This window comes from Methanobrevibacter cuticularis (genome assembly GCF_001639285.1).
Classification (GTDB): domain Archaea; phylum Methanobacteriota; class Methanobacteria; order Methanobacteriales; family Methanobacteriaceae; genus Methanobaculum; species Methanobaculum cuticulare.
Genome location: NZ_LWMW01000112.1, coordinates 1 through 18827, shown reverse-complemented (window position 1 = coordinate 18827; position 18827 = coordinate 1). Strand labels below are relative to the sequence as shown.

Annotated in this window: 14 protein-coding genes; 8 read left to right on the top strand and 6 right to left on the bottom strand. The window is 26.2% G+C overall.

Features of this window, described 5'->3' with window-relative positions; all coding sequences use genetic code 11:
• Positions 1-315 precede the first annotated feature (315 nt).
• Complete coding sequence (locus MBCUT_RS06935; RefSeq protein ID WP_067259961.1) at positions 316-657, top strand: transposase; 342 nt, start codon at positions 316-318, stop codon at positions 655-657.
• 95 nt (positions 658-752) lie between these two features.
• Here the strand turns inward: MBCUT_RS06935 and MBCUT_RS06930 are convergent, their stop codons facing one another.
• On the bottom strand, positions 753-1679 hold the full coding sequence (locus MBCUT_RS06930) for a tyrosine-type recombinase/integrase (protein ID WP_067259960.1): 927 nt from the start codon (positions 1677-1679) through the stop codon (positions 753-755).
• A gap of 1067 nt (positions 1680-2746) precedes the next feature.
• Entirely contained in the window at positions 2747-4849 is a 2103-nt protein-coding gene (locus MBCUT_RS06925; protein ID WP_067259959.1) for a carboxypeptidase-like regulatory domain-containing protein, read from the bottom strand.
• A 1239-nt stretch (positions 4850-6088) separates the two neighbouring features.
• On the opposite strand from MBCUT_RS06925, the gene MBCUT_RS06920 reads away from it, so the two are divergent.
• Positions 6089-6322, top strand: a complete 234-nt coding sequence (locus tag MBCUT_RS06920; protein ID WP_067259958.1) for a helix-turn-helix transcriptional regulator — start codon at positions 6089-6091, stop codon at positions 6320-6322.
• A gap of 185 nt (positions 6323-6507) precedes the next feature.
• Positions 6508-7281 (top strand): DUF4013 domain-containing protein, encoded by a 774-nt coding sequence (locus tag MBCUT_RS06915; protein WP_067259957.1) that lies wholly within the window; start codon positions 6508-6510, stop codon positions 7279-7281.
• 948 nt (positions 7282-8229) lie between these two features.
• On the opposite strand, the gene MBCUT_RS06910 is transcribed toward MBCUT_RS06915, so the two are convergent.
• The gene (locus MBCUT_RS06910; RefSeq protein ID WP_067259956.1) at positions 8230-14250 is read right to left on the bottom strand and encodes a beta strand repeat-containing protein; all 6021 of its coding nucleotides are present in this window, start codon (positions 14248-14250) and stop codon (positions 8230-8232) included.
• An 829-nt stretch (positions 14251-15079) separates the two neighbouring features.
• On the opposite strand from MBCUT_RS06910, the gene MBCUT_RS11345 reads away from it, so the two are divergent.
• The 4 genes from MBCUT_RS11345 to MBCUT_RS06895 all read left to right on the top strand — a co-directional run bounded on the left by MBCUT_RS11345 (position 15080) and on the right by MBCUT_RS06895 (position 16764).
• On the top strand, positions 15080-15304 hold the full coding sequence (locus tag MBCUT_RS11345; RefSeq protein WP_067259955.1) for a hypothetical protein: 225 nt from the start codon (positions 15080-15082) through the stop codon (positions 15302-15304).
• A gap of 510 nt (positions 15305-15814) precedes the next feature.
• Positions 15815-15940 (top strand): hypothetical protein, encoded by a 126-nt coding sequence (locus tag MBCUT_RS11760; protein ID WP_281177967.1) that lies wholly within the window; start codon positions 15815-15817, stop codon positions 15938-15940.
• Between the two features lie 225 nt (positions 15941-16165).
• Positions 16166-16393 carry a hypothetical protein gene (locus MBCUT_RS06900; protein ID WP_067259954.1) on the top strand — a complete coding sequence of 76 codons (228 nt, stop codon included), beginning with the start codon at positions 16166-16168 and terminating at the stop codon, positions 16391-16393.
• 113 nt (positions 16394-16506) lie between these two features.
• A complete protein-coding gene (locus tag MBCUT_RS06895; RefSeq protein WP_067259953.1) occupies positions 16507-16764 on the top strand; it encodes a hypothetical protein in 258 nt (85 codons plus the stop codon).
• Between the two features lie 340 nt (positions 16765-17104).
• Here MBCUT_RS06895 and MBCUT_RS11845 read toward each other — a convergent pair whose 3' ends face one another.
• From MBCUT_RS11845 to MBCUT_RS11565, 3 genes are all read right to left on the bottom strand, one after another.
• Positions 17105-17506, bottom strand: coding sequence for a transposase (locus tag MBCUT_RS11845; RefSeq protein WP_394327054.1), 402 nt, complete (start codon positions 17504-17506; stop codon positions 17105-17107).
• Positions 17467-17835, bottom strand: a complete 369-nt coding sequence (locus tag MBCUT_RS11570; protein WP_245634967.1) for a hypothetical protein — start codon at positions 17833-17835, stop codon at positions 17467-17469. The genes MBCUT_RS11845 and MBCUT_RS11570 overlap by 40 nt, the downstream gene beginning before the upstream one ends.
• 99 nt (positions 17836-17934) lie before the next feature.
• Positions 17935-18294: a hypothetical protein gene (locus MBCUT_RS11565; RefSeq protein ID WP_245634966.1), complete on the bottom strand. Its 360-nt coding sequence runs from the start codon at positions 18292-18294 to the stop codon at positions 17935-17937.
• 316 nt (positions 18295-18610) lie between these two features.
• Here MBCUT_RS11565 and MBCUT_RS10575 point away from each other — a divergent pair.
• Positions 18611-18827: helix-turn-helix domain-containing protein (locus MBCUT_RS10575; protein ID WP_169805418.1), on the top strand; the 217-nt coding region annotated here is incomplete at its 3' end.

The following is an 18827-nucleotide window of genomic DNA, read 5'->3' as shown; positions in this document are numbered from 1 at the left end:
CTGTTGACTTTAAAGGAGGTAAAAGGGACATAACTGTTACAGATAGAAGAACTAAAAAAGATTTCGCATTATATATTAAACATTTGGTGGATAATGTGTTTCCTAAAGCTAAAAAACTAAGAATTATTTGGTGGATAATGTGTTTCCTAAAGCTAAAAAACTAAGAATTATTTGGTGGATAATGTGTTTCCTAAAGCTAAAAAACTAAGAATTATTTGGTGGATAATGTGTTTCCTAAAGCTAAAAAACTAAGAATTATTTGGTGGATAATGTGTTTCCTAAAGCTAAAAAACTAAGAATTATTTGGTGGATAATGTGTTTCCTAAAGCTAAAAAACTAAGAATTATCATGGATAATTTAAATACTCACACATATCTTTTAATTCTTGAAAATTTTGAATTTCACGAAGCTGTAAACTTGATTAGTAAATTATCATTCATTTATACTCCAAAACATGCAAGTTGGCTTAATATTGCCGAAATCGAAATTGATGTAATGGACAGAAAATGCACTGGAAGAAGAATAAATAATAAAAATCTTTTAATTAAAGAAACTACAGCTTATCAAAATAATAGAAATGAAAATAAATGTAAAATAAACTGGAAATTCACTAAAGAAGATGCAGATAAAAAATTATCAAAATGCTACATTAACTAATAAAATCATGAAAATTAAATTTACATGACAATAATCATTTTTTGTTTCTTGTTAGCTTAAAAATGAATGAATCTAAAATATATAAGAGATATATTTTACCAATTTACATTTTGATAATCATCTTTGATTTTATCTATCCCTACATTTGAATAAATCTGTGTTGTTTGGATAGAAGAATGACCTAACAATTTTTGAACCATGTTTATAGGCTTATTGTTGTTATTTAATAAATTAATGGTATAACTATGTCTTAATGTGTGTGGAGATAAAAGATCTTCAAATTTTGTCTCTAATCCATTTTCAATTCTTTTTTTATCTGCAATTATTGCATATTTTTTAACTAATGTTTGAATTGATCTAACTGAAATTCTTTGCATTTTATTACTTTGAAATAGTGGAGCATTTTCTGATTCAGACCTACCTTTTCTTGTTCTTTTGTATATCATTTTTTGAATTAATTCATATGTCTGTTTATCAAGAAACGTGATTCTATATTTACCTCCTTTTCCTTCTTTAACATTAATTTTAAAAACTTTAAAATTGTCTGTTGGTTTTATATCATTTTTATTTAAGTTGGTTAATTCACTTACTCTTAAACCTGTGTGATAAAGGGTTAATATGATTGTTTTATCCCTTATATTATTTTTAGGAATTGTAGCTATTATTTCATCAATTTCTTCTGATTCTAAATATTTTGGAGGTTTATTTTTATTTTTATCTTTTCCAATTAATTTTTTCGTGTTTATGCTAATATCCAAATGATTAAAAAATATCGCTATGTTTGTTATATGGGTATTGATGGAAGATTGCAGATTTTTTTTGTTTTTCTTTAAATATATAATGTATTTCTTTAGAATATTTAGAAGATTATCTAGCTTTTCTATCTTTTCTTTTTTTAAATATTTGATAAATTTACCTATGCTTGCATTATAATTTTTAATTGTTTGTGGTGATAGATTTTTAATGTATTCTAATTCATCTAAATATTCTTCTAATTTCTCTTCTAATTCTTTCACTTCCATTAATTCACCCCCTATTTCATATTCTATCTTTTCTCTTTAAATCACTTATTATGCAATATTAAATATTATATCAAATTTAAATTTTTTAATTGTTTTATTCAATATTGCCTTTGTATAATATCTGATTATTCCTAAATTTATTTTTATTATAAATAATTATTATAAATAAATAATAGATATGATAGGATGTAAATAATTAATATTAATTAATATATACTATTTAGTAATGTCTACTATTTATTAATAAATAATATTTATTATTAGATACTATTTATTTAGTATATTTATTATTATTTATATAATGAATAATTATTATATAATATATTATAAATATTATTCTTATATAAAATAAAAATATTATAAATGATTAGAATATCTTACTAATTATAATAATTATCTATCATGATGTATTATTAATATAATTCAATATAATTTTGGTTGTTGATTAATCAATTTTTAATTATGAATATAAAAAAATATGAATATTCATTAAAGAAAAATAATTCTTATATATAAATTATATATAACTATACACTATTTATTAAATTTCATCATTTTGAGGAATTTTTTTATTCTTGTTTTTATATTGATTCGATGAAATATATAAAAGTATCGTATTATATATAATAATACGCTATATCATATATAAAAGAATGAAAAACTATGAAAAAGAATAAACCCCAACTAAATTACTAAAAATATATAGCTAGAAAATTATGAAGGATAGTGATAATAATTCAAATTTTTTATAAACTTTTAAAAATCTTCAAAATGCTACTAAATCAATACTACCATGTATACTGGAACATTTATTTACAGCATTATAAAAGATTTTTAAAATTTTCAAATAAAATGAATATTTTTTAAATTAAACTTTATAAAATTTTTAATTTAAGATTTAAATATCTAACTGATTTTTGACAGAACCAATAAAATAAAATAGATAATGATAATTTTATTTAAAAAATAGAAAATAAAGAATTAAAAAATTGAATTAAAAAAATTAAAAAAAGATAAAAAACTCTTAGTAAAACAATAAGAGTTAAAAAAAGTTGACCATTAGTTATTTATTTCTTTCTCCATTCTAACAAGCCAACAAAGGTTAATAGAACTAACATCACTATGAGAAAAGGAATTCCTGTGTTTTCCATGGTTATTTTAGGATTATTTGATTCTAATGTGTTTTTAGATTTATCAGTTGCTTTAGGATTACTTGATTGTGGTATGTTCTTAGATTTATTATTATCATCATCATTTACTTTAACAACAACACTAACAGGATAATATCTATCTGAGCCCCCAAATACAACTTTTAAGTCAATTTTAGGTCCAGAATAATCAAATATTACTTGGCCATTCTGATTTGTTATTCCAAAGCCTAATATTTTACCTTTTTGGGTAAGATAAACTTTTTCACCAGCAACACGTTTTCCATTTTTATCACATAAAGTTGCAATAATCCTGTTACCTTTAACTTTAACTTTGATATACTTAAGTTGTTTAACACTTTTAAAGCTTGTACTATTTTGAGATCCAAAATATTTATCATCACCTAAAAATTTCACTAAAACTTCTATACTTCCTGTATGAAATGGTTTATAAGATAAACTCCAACGACCCCTATTATCAGTAGTTAAAGTGTAAACTTGTCCATCTACAATAACAATAAATTGAACATTAGCCACAAAATTACCATTTTCATCAGTTAAAACACCATTTATAGTAGTAGTTTTTTTTACTTTAACAATATTTGGAACATTAACAGTAGAATTAGTAGCTAACTTAGTAACATTCAGTTCACCGTTTTTATTAACAATGGAGTATGTTCCATGACCATAGTAGCTACCATTAATTGGTAAAATACCCAATGTATTAGATGTATACATCAAATTACCAAGACCTTCAATAGATTCAACAGTACCTATTAATACACCATTCACATAGAAACTAATATTCTGACCTGTAATAGTATTACCCATATCATCAGTCAAAGAAGCATATAAAATGACTGTATTACCATTTTTAACAGTTTTAGTAGAATTATCAATGAAAGTCAGGTTTAAAATGCCCAGATAACCATTATTATAAATTATCTGGCCTAAAGCAGCACTGTTATTCATCATAAGATTCCCAAAAACAGACATATTACCATTATTAAAAATCCCACCACCAATAGCAAAAGCCTGATTACTAGTGAAATTAGAATAATTAACTAAACTATTGTTATTACTGCTATAAACAGCACCACCATAAGTTGCAGTGTTGTTTGTGAAGTCAGAATTACTCACACTAAAATTACCACCAGTATTATGGATAGCACCACCACTATCATTGGCTGTGTTATTTCTAAAAGAAGAGTTGGTGACAGTGACAGAGTCTGCTCTATAATTATGAATGGCCCCACCAAAGTTATTTGCTTCGTTATTTATGAAAATACAATTATTAATAGTAAAATTTCCATACCTACATTCCAGAGCACCACCCCAATCATTTGCTGAATTATTTGTGAAATTAGAATTGGAAATATTACAGTTATTAGTAATAACCACTAAAGCCCCACCATCAGAAGGGTTTGCTGAATTATTTGCGAAATTTGAATTGTAAACCGTGAAACTGCGGTTAATATTATTGAAATGTACAGCCCCACCAAATTGAGCAGCATTATTATAAAATATCGAATTAACAATACTCATATTATCACCACCATCATTATAGATAGCACCACCATTATTACTAGCCATATTATTGGTGAATGTGCAGTTTACTATGTTTAACTTTCCTAAATTGTTATAAATTGCTCCTCCAGAACTTGTGTTTGCATTTCTGAATGTTATAGTTGTGAATGTTATGTTGCTATTTCCTATAATATTAAAGATTCTTCCAAGATGTTGTGCGTCGATTATTACTTCTCCATTTCCTTTTATTGTGAGATTTATGTTGTTAATGGTGATGTTGTTGTTTCTGTCTGTGTTTTTATTGTATGTTCCATTGTTAAGTGTGATAGTGTTGTTATTTGTAGTGCTGCCATTTGCATTAACATTAGTTATAGCATCATTAATACTATCCTCTGGATTCAAATTTAAATCTGTTGCATTTATTGATGATAAGCTAATAAAAAATAGTGTAAATAGTAAAGTTTTAATTATAATTTCATGATTCATTTTTCCCATTCTCTTTTCACATCCTTTTATATTTAATTCTTAGTTAAAACTAAAAAATTTTCTTTATATATTTAATTTTTTGAAAGTAATTATCATTTGATAATTACTTTTTGTATACAGGTTTATGGGAGATACATATGCTTTGAAGTTTTTAGAGTAAAATTTAAGTAGTATCGTCGAATAATCAGCGTTATCATAGCATAATCAACAGTATGTCAATAGGAACAAAGATTAAGTTTATCTATTTATCAAAACAAGACAAAATTCATTAATTTTTACTTAAATTTATTGTATAATTTTAATATATTTAGAATTTTAATATTTTTTAATATATTTAGAATTTTAATATTTTTTAATATATTTAGAATTTTAATATTTTTTAATATATTTAGAATTTTAATATTATTTATCTAAATTCATTGAAAAATTTTATATATTGTCAAAAAGATATTATGAAATGTTAATAAAACTTTCAATGTGTCACCTATAGTTAACATTATATATAAACATTTCTAAAAAAAGATAAATATTAATTATATTTACGAATAATAAATAATTAATAAATAAATAGGACATAATAGATGAAGACTACTTATATGACAATGAACACTATATATTAATACTTAAAGAAAAAATAAACAATTGACCAACTGGCACAAATCAATCAGTACCTATGAAAGGGCATTTAAGAGAAAATATATACCATATTCCTGAATAAACTATAATAAGTGATTACAATGGTTATTATTTAAGAAAAAATATTTCATATCTAGAAAAACATGATTTTAATGCTTTAATCCTAAATAAGTATCAGGCATCCCCAAAACAAAGAAACTTATCTTGATCAGTTTTCTAAATACAATTCATATATAATTTTGAAAAAATGTAAATACGAAGAAAATTACAATAAAAATCAAAATACTCGTTTTATCTACTGCATATTGTAATGAACAAGGTATTCAAAGAATGAAAATCGAATATAATGAAAAAAAAATTGAATACGAGAAAAGAGATCCAATAGAGGGGATATTTGGCCATATAATTTAAAATTTAAATAATTTTTAACAATAAAATCTGAAAATGTTCAAATTGAAGCAGATTTATTATCATTTGCACACAATATAGAAAATCACATGATAAAAAAATAAACAGAAAAAAATGGATATTAAAAAATAATCTAAACAAAAAAATATTAATTTTAAAAATTAAATCATGAAACATTTTCAATACTAAAAAAAACTGGTTTTAATGAAAAATAAAGTAAGATATTATCGTCAAGAGTTGGAAATGACTCAAGAACAGCTTGGAAAACTATTAGGTGTCAGTCGACAAACTGTTGGTGCTCTTGAAAGAGGGAGATTTGATCCTCCTATAACAATGGCTTACTATATATCTTTAATTCTAGAACAACCCTTGAATGAATTATTTGACTTTGAATCCATAGAAATAAATATTAAAAATGGTTCTATAGAAAGAGTATAATCCTCTTTTAAATGTTTTAAAAATGATATTATTAAAGTTAAAAACCTATTTACACCCCATAATATTTATTAGTAACTGTTATCTATTAAACGAGATCTATTTCTAGATTAAATACTAATATACTAAAGAATTATAAAAAATTAAAATTATTAACAGACTCTTTACTAAAAATTGGAGAACAATTTATGATATTGGAAATATTTGCAGGCTCATTTGAATATACATTTAAAAATAAAAAAGCTATTGGAAGCATTTTGAAAGTAGGGATTTTATCAATATTAAGCTTTTTAATTTTACCAATGCTTCTGATGTATGGATTCTCTTATAGGATCATAATAATCGGGCTTACTGGCAACATATCTTATACCAATGACTCAATGCCAGATTTCAATAATATAGGAAGGATGTTATATGAAGGACTTAAAGTATTATTAGTAAACTTAATTTACTTTTTACCAACAATAGCTATTACAACTATCATAGTATTTCATGATAGACCTAATATTAACTTTAACAATCTATCTAGCTTTACCATTAACTTTGGCTTTAGTTCAACCCTAATAGCTATACTATTATCTTTCATTAGTTTTATATTCATCAGTACAGCTATTCCCCATATGATTAACAATAATGGATCTTTTAGATATGCATTTAAAATTAAAGACTTAATAAAACTTATTAAATATACAGGTATTGTAAATTATTTAAAGTTTTTCATAATTTCCCTTGTTCTCTTTATCATTTTCACAATAACCGCCTTTATTATAAGCCAATTTTTAATCATTTTAATTGCTATTGTTCATATAGCTATTTATTCAATAGACCTTACTGCCTCTACATTCGGATATTTAAATATTATAATGTTTTTAATATGTTACTTATTCTCAATAGGAATTTATAGCATAATTGAAAGCAGAATCATCTCTTTCATCTACAACGAAGATGGATTAGAAGAATAATTTAACAATGACACTGTTAATAAAGAACCAGTTAAACCATCAAGATCCTACTTGGATAAAAATGTTCTTTCTTTAAGATGGTTATTTAAAAAATAATATACATATATAGGTTGGGAAATAATTCTAAAATTAAAAATTTTAAAAATCAATAAAATTACCTTATTATTATTATTTTAAAGAGTAAGAAAATATTATTATTTTAAAAAAATTAATTATATAAAGTTAAATCATAAATTAATTATTATAATAAATGAATTATAACACAGAAAAATTTAATTTAATTACTCGGCACCAATATTGATATTAATGATTATTATAATTTTATTTCTGATTTAGTTAGTTAAAATATTAAATTTTAATAAATTAAGAATTATTAAAGATTTATCTTAAATTTAAACCCTCAATATATGAATAAAATTTTGTAAAAAATAATTATTTTCTCCCCCTAGAATATGAAAAATTCATTCTTGAATAGGCAACTGACCTTAGATGAGAATAAATAAGGATCGTAGTATCTGTAGAAGACATTAAACTTCGTTTTGTAAGAGATTTCCAATCACTTATCGCATAAAGCAAGATCTATAGAACTTGAATGATCTAAAACTTGATAATATGAGAGGAATATGGAAACACAAAAGATAAAATTATTTAAAACTTTTAGATATATTGAAGCTATTAAAAAAGCAATTATTGATAAAATAGATAATATAAAAGGATTAAATAAAAAAAGTAGCTAAGAATGTTCATGAATATTATAACCAATAATAAATAATTAACTATTTACTAAATTAAACACTTATCTTTCATAAATATTAAAATTATAATAAAATTAAATTTTTAAATTTTGTTTTATATTCTAATTAAGTAAATGAAATATTTTTAGATAAAAAAGATAGAAGAAAAGAATAATTATTCCTCCTTCTAAAAAAATTCTATTATTCTAGCTATTTAGTTTATTTTGAAAGTTATTTTGTTATTATAGCTTATTTTAAGTCCTGTTATTTTTGATATTGTTGGTTTAATATTTGTTGTTCCTTTTTTATTTGTTTTTACTGTCCATGTGAGAGTTGCTGAGTTGGAATCACTGATTTTTAGATTAGTTATTGTCCATGTTAGAGTTCGTTTCTTTTTGTCGTAAGCTATTTTTCCTGTTGTGACTTTTGGTTTAGCGTAAATTAGTGTCTTTGGTAGTTTGTAGGATACTTTAAAACTGTACTTGTCTGGTCCAATATTTGCTAGAGTAGAAGTGATTTTAACCTTTTTATTCATCTTAACAGATTTTGGAGCATTATTTGTGATTTTTAGTGTGGTTGTTTTTGGAACAGTTAGTTCAGAAACTTTGGAAGATGATAGATATATACCATTTTTGTTGAAAGTAGTAAGAACCTTGAGAGTTCCTGTTGTTGTTATTTTGTAGTAGTATGTAGCTATTCCTGCACTGTTAGTTGTATTTTGACCAACAAGCTTATTATTGATATAGAATTGTACTAGTTCATTAGCTATTGGATTATTGGTTGTAGTGTCTCTTAGAGTTGCTGTTAGTTTGACGATTTGTCCATAAGTTCCTTTTAAATCATTTGAAATTATTTGTGTATTATTGAATGTAACGTTTATATTTTTAGACGCATTTACTGGTAGATTTGTGAAGTTTCCTGAAGAATTTGTGATTGTGTAGCCATTGAATTCTGTACTGATTGTGTAGAAGTTAGTTGAATTTGGAGTGTAATAGTAGACTATCACACCACTGTCATCTGTTTGTAGTGTAATCAATACTCCATTGATTTTTAAAGTTACATTATAGTTAGCTAGAAGTTCACCTGTGATTTTATTAGTAAGTACTATAATGATTGTTAATCTATTATTAGAATCCTTGGATACTACAAGTATTAGGTTAGAATCTGAATGATGATTAACATTCTTTACAGTCGAATTATCAATAACTGCATTGTTTTCACCATTGACGCACACAACTTTAACAGCATTACCATCAGCAACAGTATTATTAACTAATATGTTGCCATCATCACCATTACTAACAACTAATGCATCATTAGAAATACTATTATAAATATTAGTATTATTAAGAATGATTTTACTGCTATCGCCATCAGAATGAATTATAGCACCGCTATTTGCAGTATTATTGGTAAAATTTGAACCATTAGTAGATATATTATTGTCGTCTCCTACAATAATTACTACTCCTCCGTTTCCTTTGGCATGATTATTAGTAAAAGTAGAATCAATAAGCTTTATAGTACTATTACTTCCATCATGATGGACCACACCACCATTTCGACTAACAGAATTACCAGCAACTGCAGAATGATAAATTACAACATTCACATTATTGCCATAACTACTAATTGCACTACCGTCACGAGCACTATTATTTATGAAAACACTGTTTTCGATTATGATTTCTTGTTCTGCACTTGTAGCCCTTATAGCACCACCATCTCTAGTTGCAGTATTCTTTGTGAAATTAGAATTACTCACACTAAAAATACCACCACCAGTATTATAGATAGCACCACCACTATATGCAGTGTTGTTTGCAAAATTAGAATTACTCACAGTAAGATTAAGACCAGTATTACAGATAGCACCACCTTCAGTAGTTGCGTTGTTGTTTATGAAAGTAGAACCACTTACAGTAAAATTACCACCACCAGCATTATAGATAACACCACCATTAGTTGCAACATTCTTAGTAAAACTACTATTGATTATTGTAAAGTTATTAACAGTATTCCTAATAACACCATCAGTATTAGCTGTATTGTTAGTAAAATTACTATTGGTTACGCTGAAATTGACACCATCATTGTTAATAGCACCACCATTATTAGCTCTATTATTAGTAAAACTAATATTGGTTATTCTAAAGTTAGCACCACCATTAGAGATAGTACCACCATAATTAGTTGCAGTATTCTTAGTAAAATTACTATTGATTATGCTGAAATTAACAACAGTATTACGGATAGCACCACCATGATTAGTAGCTATGTTTTCAGTAAAACTACTACTAGCTATTATAAAATTAGCACCACCATTAGAGATAGCACCACCGTTATTAGCTCTATTATTAGTAAAACTACTATTGGTTACGCTGAAATTAGGATCAATGTTACGGATAGCACCACCCTCAGTAGTTGCGTTGTTGTTTATGAAAGTAGAACCACTTACAGTAAAATTACCACCACCAGTATTATAGATAGCACCACCATTTGTTGCAGCATTGTTAGTAAAATTACTATTGATTATTGTAAAATTAGTACCACTATTAGAGATAGTACCACCGTTATTAGCTGTATTGTTAGTAAAATTACTATTGGTTATTGTAAAATTAGTACCACTATTATAGATAGCACCACCGTTATTAGCTGTATTGTTAGTAAAATTACTATTGGTTATTGTAAAATTATTAACAGTACTCCTAATAGCACCACCATAATTAGTTACAGTATTCTTAGTAAAATTACTATTGGTTACGCTGAAATTGACACCATCATTGTTAATAGCACCACCGTTATTAGCTCTATTATTAGTAAAACTACTATTAGTTACGCTGAAATTGACACCATCATTGTTAATAGCACCACTGTTATTAGCTGTATTGTTAGTAAAACTACTATTGGTTATTCTGAAATTAGTACCACCATTAGAGATAGTACCACCATAATTAGTTGCAGTGTTGTTAGTAAAACTACTATTGATTATGCTGAAATTAACACCAGTATTACAGATAGCACCACCATAATTAGTAGCTATGTTCTTAGTAAAATTACTATTAGTTATTGTAAAATTAGTACCACTATTAGAGATAGCACCACCATCATTAGTTGCAGCATTGTTAGTAAAATTACTATTGATTATGCTGAAATTAGTACCACTATTAGAGATAGTACCACCGTCATTAGCTCTATTGTTAGTAAAACTACTATTAATTATGCTGAAATTAAGACCATTGCTATGGATAGCACCACCCTCAGTAGTTGCGTTGTTGTTTATGAAAGTAGAACCACTTACAGTAAAATTACCACCACCAGTATTATAGATAGCACCACCATTTGTTGCAGCATTGTTGGTAAAATTACTATTGATTATTGTAAAGTTATTAACAGTATTCCTAATAGCACCACCATTTGTTGCAGCATTGTTGGTAAAATTACTATTAGTTATGCTGAAATTGACACCATCATTGTTAATAGCACCACTGTTATTAGCTGTATTGTTAGTAAAACTACTATTGGTTATTCTGAAATTAGTACCACCATTAGAGATAGTACCACCATAATTAGTTGCAGTGTTGTTAGTAAAATTACTATTGATTATGCTGAAATTAACAACAGTATTACGGATAGCACCACCATGATTAGTAGCTATGTTTTTAGTAAAACTACTATTAGTTAATGTAAAATTAGTACCACCATTAGAGATAGCACCACCGTTATTAGCTTTATTGTTAGTAAAACTACTATTGGTTACGCTGAAATTAGGATCAGTGTTACGGATAGCACCACCCTCAGTAGTTGCGTTGTTGTTTATGAAAGTAGAACCACTTACAGTAAAATTACCACCACCAGCATTATAGATAGCACCACCATTTGTTGCAGCATTGTTAGTAAAACTACTATTGGCTATTGTAAAGTTATTAACAGTATTCCTAATAGCACCACCATTTGTTGCAGCATTGTTGGTAAAATTACTATTAGTTATGCTGAAGTTAACACCATCATTGTTAATAGCACCACCATTATTAGCTCTATTGTTAGTAAAACTACTATTGGTTATTCTGAAATTAGGATCAGTGTTACGGATAGCACCACCTTCAGTAGTTGCGTTGTTGTTTATGAAAGTAGAACCACTTACAGTAAAATTACTACCACCAGCATTATAGATAGCACCACCATTAGTTGCAGCATTGTTAGTAAAACTACTATTTATTATTGTAAAGTTATTAACAGTATTCCTAATAACACCACCAGTATTAGCTGTATTGTTAGTAAAATTACTATTAGTTATGCTGAAATTGACACCATCATTGTTAATAGCACCACCGTTATTAGCTCTATTATTAGTAAAACTACTATTGGTTATTCTAGAATTAGCACCACCATTAGAGATAGCACCACCATTATTAATTGCATTATTATTTGTGAAATTAGAATTACTCACAATAACATTACCACCAGTACTATAGATAGCACCACCATAACCTGCAGTATTGTTTGTGAAATTAGAACCACTCACACTAACATTACCATCAGTACTATAGATAGCACCACCCCAACTTACAAAATTATTAATGAAACTAGAACCACTCACACTAACATTACCACCAGTATTAGAGATAGCACCACCACTATGTGCAGTGTTATTTGTGAAATTAGAACCACTCACACTAACATTATCACCAGTACTATAGATAGCACCACCACCACCATAATAACCACTAACATTACATGCACTGTTATTAATGAAACTAGAACCACTCACAGTAACGCCACCATTCTCATTAAAGAAATTATTCTCATTAGAGATAGCACCACCATTATATGCAGCGTTATTTGTGAAATTAGAACCACTCACACTAAAATTAACATCAATACTAGAGATAGCACCACCATAATTAGTTGCAGTGTTATTAATGAAACTAGAACTACTCACACTAATAATAGCATAATTATTATGGATAGCACCACCATTATATGCAGCAGTGTTATTAATGAAACTAGAACCACTCACAGTAACGCCACCATACTCATTAGAGATAGCACCACCATAACCTGCAGTATTATTTGTGAAATTAGAATTACTCACACTAAAATTACTCACACTAACATTAACAGCAGTATTAAAGATAGCACCACCACTAGCAATTGCATTATTATTTGTGAAATTAGAATTACTCACACTAAAATTAACAGCAACATTAGAGATAGCACCACCATAACCTGCAGTATTATTTGTGAAATTAGAATTACTCACACTAAAATTACTCACACTAAAATCATCATCAATATTAGAGATAGCACCACCAGCACCATGAATACTACCAGTTGCAGCATTGTTAGTGAAATTAGAATTACTCACACTAACATTACCACCAGTATTATAGATAGCACCACCATCATATGCAGTATTATTAATGAAACTAGAACTATTTAAACTAACTTTACCATTATTCTGGATAGCACCACCACTATATGCAGCAGTGTTATTAATGAAACTAGAACTATTTAAACTAACTTTACCATTATTCTGGATAGCACCACCACTATATGCAGCAGTGTTATTAATGAAACTAGAACTACTCACACTAACATTACCACCAGTATTAGAGATAGCACCACCATAATTAGTTGCAGTGTTATTAATGAAACTAGAACTACTCACACTAACATTACCACCAGTATTAGAGATAGCACCACCACCATATGCAGTATTATTAATGAAACTAGAACCACTCACACTAACATTACCACCAGTATTAGAGATAGCACCACCATAATTAGTTGCAGTGTTGTTGTTGAATATACAGTTAATAAAGGTCATGGTTGTGGTATAGTAGTTGTTATAGACTGCTCCACCTTCATCTGCGTTTCCGTTCATGAATGTTATGTTTATGAATGTTACATTTAAGTTAGTGTTTATTGTGAATATTCTTCTTACTCCTTGTGCATCAATAACCACACTATTAGTGGGTCCATTTCCTTGGATTGTTATATTTTTGTTAATAGTTATTCCTGTATTATTAATGCCTCTGTAGTTTCCTGATGATAATTCTATAGTATCTCCTGGATTAGTACTTGTACTTGATATAGCTCCATTAATACCTCCTGTAGTAGCATTATCAATATTTACTGTTGCTGCAAAACCAGTAGTTAAACTTATTACAGCTAGTAAGACAATACTTATTAGAATTAATAGATGAATTGATATTTTTTTATCAATTAGCATTGTCTTTTTCACCTCCTTTTATATAAGTTATTAGTTAAAACTAAAAGATTTTCTTTTTATGTTATTCAATTTTGATAAATACTTATCATTTTGATAAGTACTTTCTATACCATATTATGGTGACAATATATGCTTCGGAGTTTTTTTTGGATTAAAATTTAAGTATTACTTATGGAATAATTAATAATACTTCAATAGGAATAAAGATTATCTTTAAATAGTTATTTATTAGAATATTATAAAATTCTTTAATTTCTGCTTAAATTTAGTTTTTCTTGTATTAATTATAGTAAATTACAATAAATTTCTCTGATATTTATTGAAAGATTTTTATATATTGTCAAAAATGTATTATGGAATGTTAATAAAACATTCCATATGTCAATTGTAGCTAACATTATATATAAAGGTTTCTAAAGAAATAAAATATTCACTATATTTATATAATATATGAAAAGATTATTAAATAATAATAAAAATTGATTTTATATTCATGAAAATAAAGGTTATAAGTAATGATATTTTTTAAAAACTTTTATATTCATTTATTTCCCAATCTAAATAATCATAATATATATTTTTTTAATAATAAAATTATTAAAGATTATTTTAGAAATTAAAGATAATAACAACTTATATTTATGAAATAAATTAATATTCCAATAAACCATCGATTAGAATCTTTTCTTTCAGGACTATAATGAAAAATAAACTAAGATATTATCGTTAATAACTGAAAATGACCCAAGAACAGCTTGAAAAACTATTAGGTATCAGTCAACAAATTTTTGGTGCTCTTGAATGAGGGAAGTTTGATCCTCCTATAACAATGGCTTACTATATATCTGTAATTCTAAAACAAGTATTAGATGAATTATTTGATTTTGAATCAATACAGATAAAAATTAAAAAGGGTTCTATAAAAAGAACATTATATGATAATGATCAAACTACTGTCACAATTATGTACAACACCCTTATAAGTTTCTTCAATATTGTCAATGAAGTTGGAATTGGATATTTTAATACTGCTATTGTTATTATCAGTAAATAATTCTCCATTGTTTAGATCTGTAGTATTTTTTAACAAGTTTGCATCTGTCAATTGTTAAATTTCCACTAGAATACACAGCTCTCCCTATAAAAATACACAATTACAACCAAAGTATAATAAAAGTCTTTTATTTATGATGGATATTGTTTTCAGAATAAAGATTATAACTAATCACTAAATAAATAAAAAATTCCAAGTATCTTCTTTAATTGTTAAATTTAAATAAATATAATCTAAATAATCAGTATTTTGAAAATATTTATTATTATAATTAAATAAAGATTAAATAAAAATATAAAGATTATTATGGCAATGGATAAAAGACCATTATTTATTGATATATTAAATTCATAATTACAATTAAAATAATCTTTATTATCGTTGATAACCTCGTTATACTATTACTATATAAAATCATGAAAAGAATATTTTTCTTTTTACACCTATTGTTGAGCAAGAAATTATTAAAAAGCCTTAATTTTAAATGCTGTTAATCCTGCTAGTGATGAAGTGCTAATTAAAGGTTACCGTGAAACAGGAAAAATTATGGGTGTTGGAACATTTGCAGGCATTCTAGTAGAGATTAAGATAGTTAAAGGTTCTCCTTTCAATGTAGATTTGAATAGCTATGGATAATTTGAACTTCAAAAAGATAATAATAGTGAGGTTATTCCAACAAAACTCCTATGATTGTTGAAGTTCTATTAAGTACAGAATAGAATATTTGATTCTTTAGATATGGAAAAACCACTACAGTAATGTATTAACTCTCTTGGAGCAGGACTTCTTACTCAAAGCTAATCTTGAATATAATATATTAATGAGATTAATCTTTTAGAGGATGATTTAGTAGATATTCTATTGGATGTTGTTGCCTCTAGATGGAGGATTATCGAAAGAGAAGGCATATCAATATCACTGCCTTCAAAATTCATCATTGTTGGAACTGTGAACATAGCAGAAAGAGAGCTTAGAGAACAATTATCTGATATAATTGGTCTTAAAATTCATGCATATCCAATTGAAGATATAGCTAATATAGTCAAGCACGAAATTTTTGGCAATAATTATATTTTTTTATTTGGCTAACATGTCTTCATTTTCAACAAAAAAGAATAAAATAAGCTATTTGGAATTTATTAATATTGCCAAAAAATCGGTTTTCGACTATATAATATTAATTGTAAAAAGAAGGGAGAAATTTGATAAAAACCCTATTAAATTTAATAAACAATTTGAATAAAAGAATTCTTCAAAATAAAATAATCAAAGCAAGAAAATTATTAGAGAAAGATACAATCACCAAAGAATTTATTGAAATAATTACAATCCTAACCAATGAACTACGTGTTGAAGGTCATAAAAGTGATATAACTCTTGTCCCAACTTTAAGAGCATCTGCTTTAAACAGTGAAGAAGAAAAAGATAGAAACATGAGATTGATGAGAAAAAACTCATGAAAAAAATGAGATTTAAAAAATATGAAAATTTCAATAAGATAAAATATATATCTGTTTAGCATATATTATTCAGAAATTGATAAAAAAATAAACATCTAAAATGTGATGAAATAAGCAAGAATAGAACAACTTTAGTCTAAAGAATAAATATGTTGAAAACATATTGATTTCAATAACATAATTGTAAAAGGGGGGTGAATATGTATGATAAACTAAAGTTATTCTATCTGGTTTAGAAATTAATCCTAAACATATTTAGTTTGTCATTATACTATATAAGTTTTTTTATATTTTTGCAATGCTGTAAAGTTAATTTTTTTTGTTTGTTAAAATGATTCTTTTAGGTTTGATTTGCATTTTTTGTGGTATAGTCGAAAACCGATTTTAGTCTGTTTACGTTTGTTTTGTATTTGTACTCGTATTTATTGGTTTTTCGTGGTTTTCTTGTTATTTCTTGTTCTGTATCGTTTTTTATTGCTATTAATGCATTGAATATGAGTATGTGGCTGTAGAAGTCTTGTTCTATTCTTATTTTTTTTCTTCTGGTGAATTTTTCTATTTGTAATTTGTTTTTTAATCTATCAAAATCTTTTTCTACTGTCCATCTATCGCCGTATAGTTCTTTTAATTCTTCTGAATTTGCTATTTCTTCTGGTAAATTTGTTAATAGTGTTTCTATGGTTCCATTTTTTAGTTTTACTTTTAATATGCATATTTCATGCTTTTTTCTTTTATTGCGTATTTTTTTAGTTCTGTTGTATGAAATTTTTTTATTTTTGAATTGTTTAAGCTTAATTTGAATGTTTGATCATCTTTATTATTTTTTTTCATTTTTTCTTGTTGTTTTTTGAATGTTGTCTTTTTTCCCATTATTACGAAGTATGATTCTAATTGTATAGTTTTTAACACTAATTCTGTTGAGTTATATCCTCTGTCATAGATTGTTATCATATTGTTTAAGTTAATTTTGTCTTTAACATCGTTTAAATGGAATAAGGTATGTTCTAAATCGTTCATGTCTTTGTATGTTATATTTGAAGATAAAATATAGTCTTTATTTGTATCTACCATGCAAGATATTCTTGCTGATGATTTATAAGTTTTTAGTTTTGTTTTTTCAGGTATTTCAAATTCTTCACGGTTTAATTTAACATTAGGTATCTCTATAATTTATGCATCAGTTGCACTAACAGTAAAACCTTTAAATGAAGCTATTTCTTCAGGATAAATGTATAATTCACTAATGGCAACATTATTCATGTCAATATAAACCTGTGGATCTACATACTGCATTCGATCAGATATCTCTGCTTTTGTAATGCTCACATTATCATCCCCTAATTCTCTTCTTATAAATCTATTAGCTTCGATAGATGTTGTTTTTTTATTATTACAGAAAGGATATTTAATTGCACTACTCAAACTAATTTTTCCGCTACATGTAAAAGCAACATCACTTGTTACATATTTATAATCAACAAAACTAGTATAATTTCCGAATAAATTTGAAAAAACAATTCTTCCAACCATGATAAAAAAAACTCCTTATTAAAATTTTTAAATTCAACAACAAGAAAATAAAACAGTTGAATTTTCCTTAGTAATAATATAAAATATGTAATATTTAAAAATAACTATACAATATACTTAAAATAATCTACAATTAAATAAATACTTATAGTTTAAATCGAAAAGTTTAAAAGTAATGTGAAGCAAATTATTTTTATGGTAAATAAAATACAAAAAAGAGTTAAAATGTGTGTTAAGAAAAGTTGTTTGAATAAAATTATTAGTAGGCATCAGCAAGAAGCTGATGTTTTAAAAAAAGTTGATTTTTATTCGATTTTTGTACAATGGAAAAAGCGTTGATGAAGCAGTAGAATTGATGGAAATTTCATTATCTACTGGGCATAGATGGTTAGATGAGTGGAATGATGGAGGATATGAAAATTTATATCCAAAATACAAGAATGGTGGGAGAAAAGCTAAATTAACTGAAGAAGAGTTTAAAAAACTAGATGAAATAATGATCAATGAAAGTTTCTTGAGCACTCGTAAAATTC

Bases quoted from the DNA above. Each gene is read 5' to 3' on its own strand.
- MBCUT_RS11570 (WP_245634967.1), bottom strand. From the start codon at position 17,835: ATGGTAGATACAAATAAAGACTATATTTTATCTTCAAATATAACATAC.
- MBCUT_RS06915 (WP_067259957.1), top strand. From the start codon at position 6,508: ATGATATTGGAAATATTTGCAGGCTCATTTGAATATACATTTAAAAAT.
- MBCUT_RS06910 (WP_067259956.1), bottom strand. From the start codon at position 14,250: ATGCTAATTGATAAAAAAATATCAATTCATCTATTAATTCTAATAAGT.
- MBCUT_RS11345 (WP_067259955.1), top strand. From the start codon at position 15,080: ATGGCTTACTATATATCTGTAATTCTAAAACAAGTATTAGATGAATTA.
- MBCUT_RS06920 (WP_067259958.1), top strand. From the start codon at position 6,089: ATGAAAAATAAAGTAAGATATTATCGTCAAGAGTTGGAAATGACTCAA.
- MBCUT_RS11565 (WP_245634966.1), bottom strand. From the start codon at position 18,294: ATGGTTGGAAGAATTGTTTTTTCAAATTTATTCGGAAATTATACTAGT.
- MBCUT_RS06925 (WP_067259959.1), bottom strand. From the start codon at position 4,849: ATGGGAAAAATGAATCATGAAATTATAATTAAAACTTTACTATTTACA.
- MBCUT_RS06930 (WP_067259960.1), bottom strand. From the start codon at position 1,679: ATGGAAGTGAAAGAATTAGAAGAGAAATTAGAAGAATATTTAGATGAA.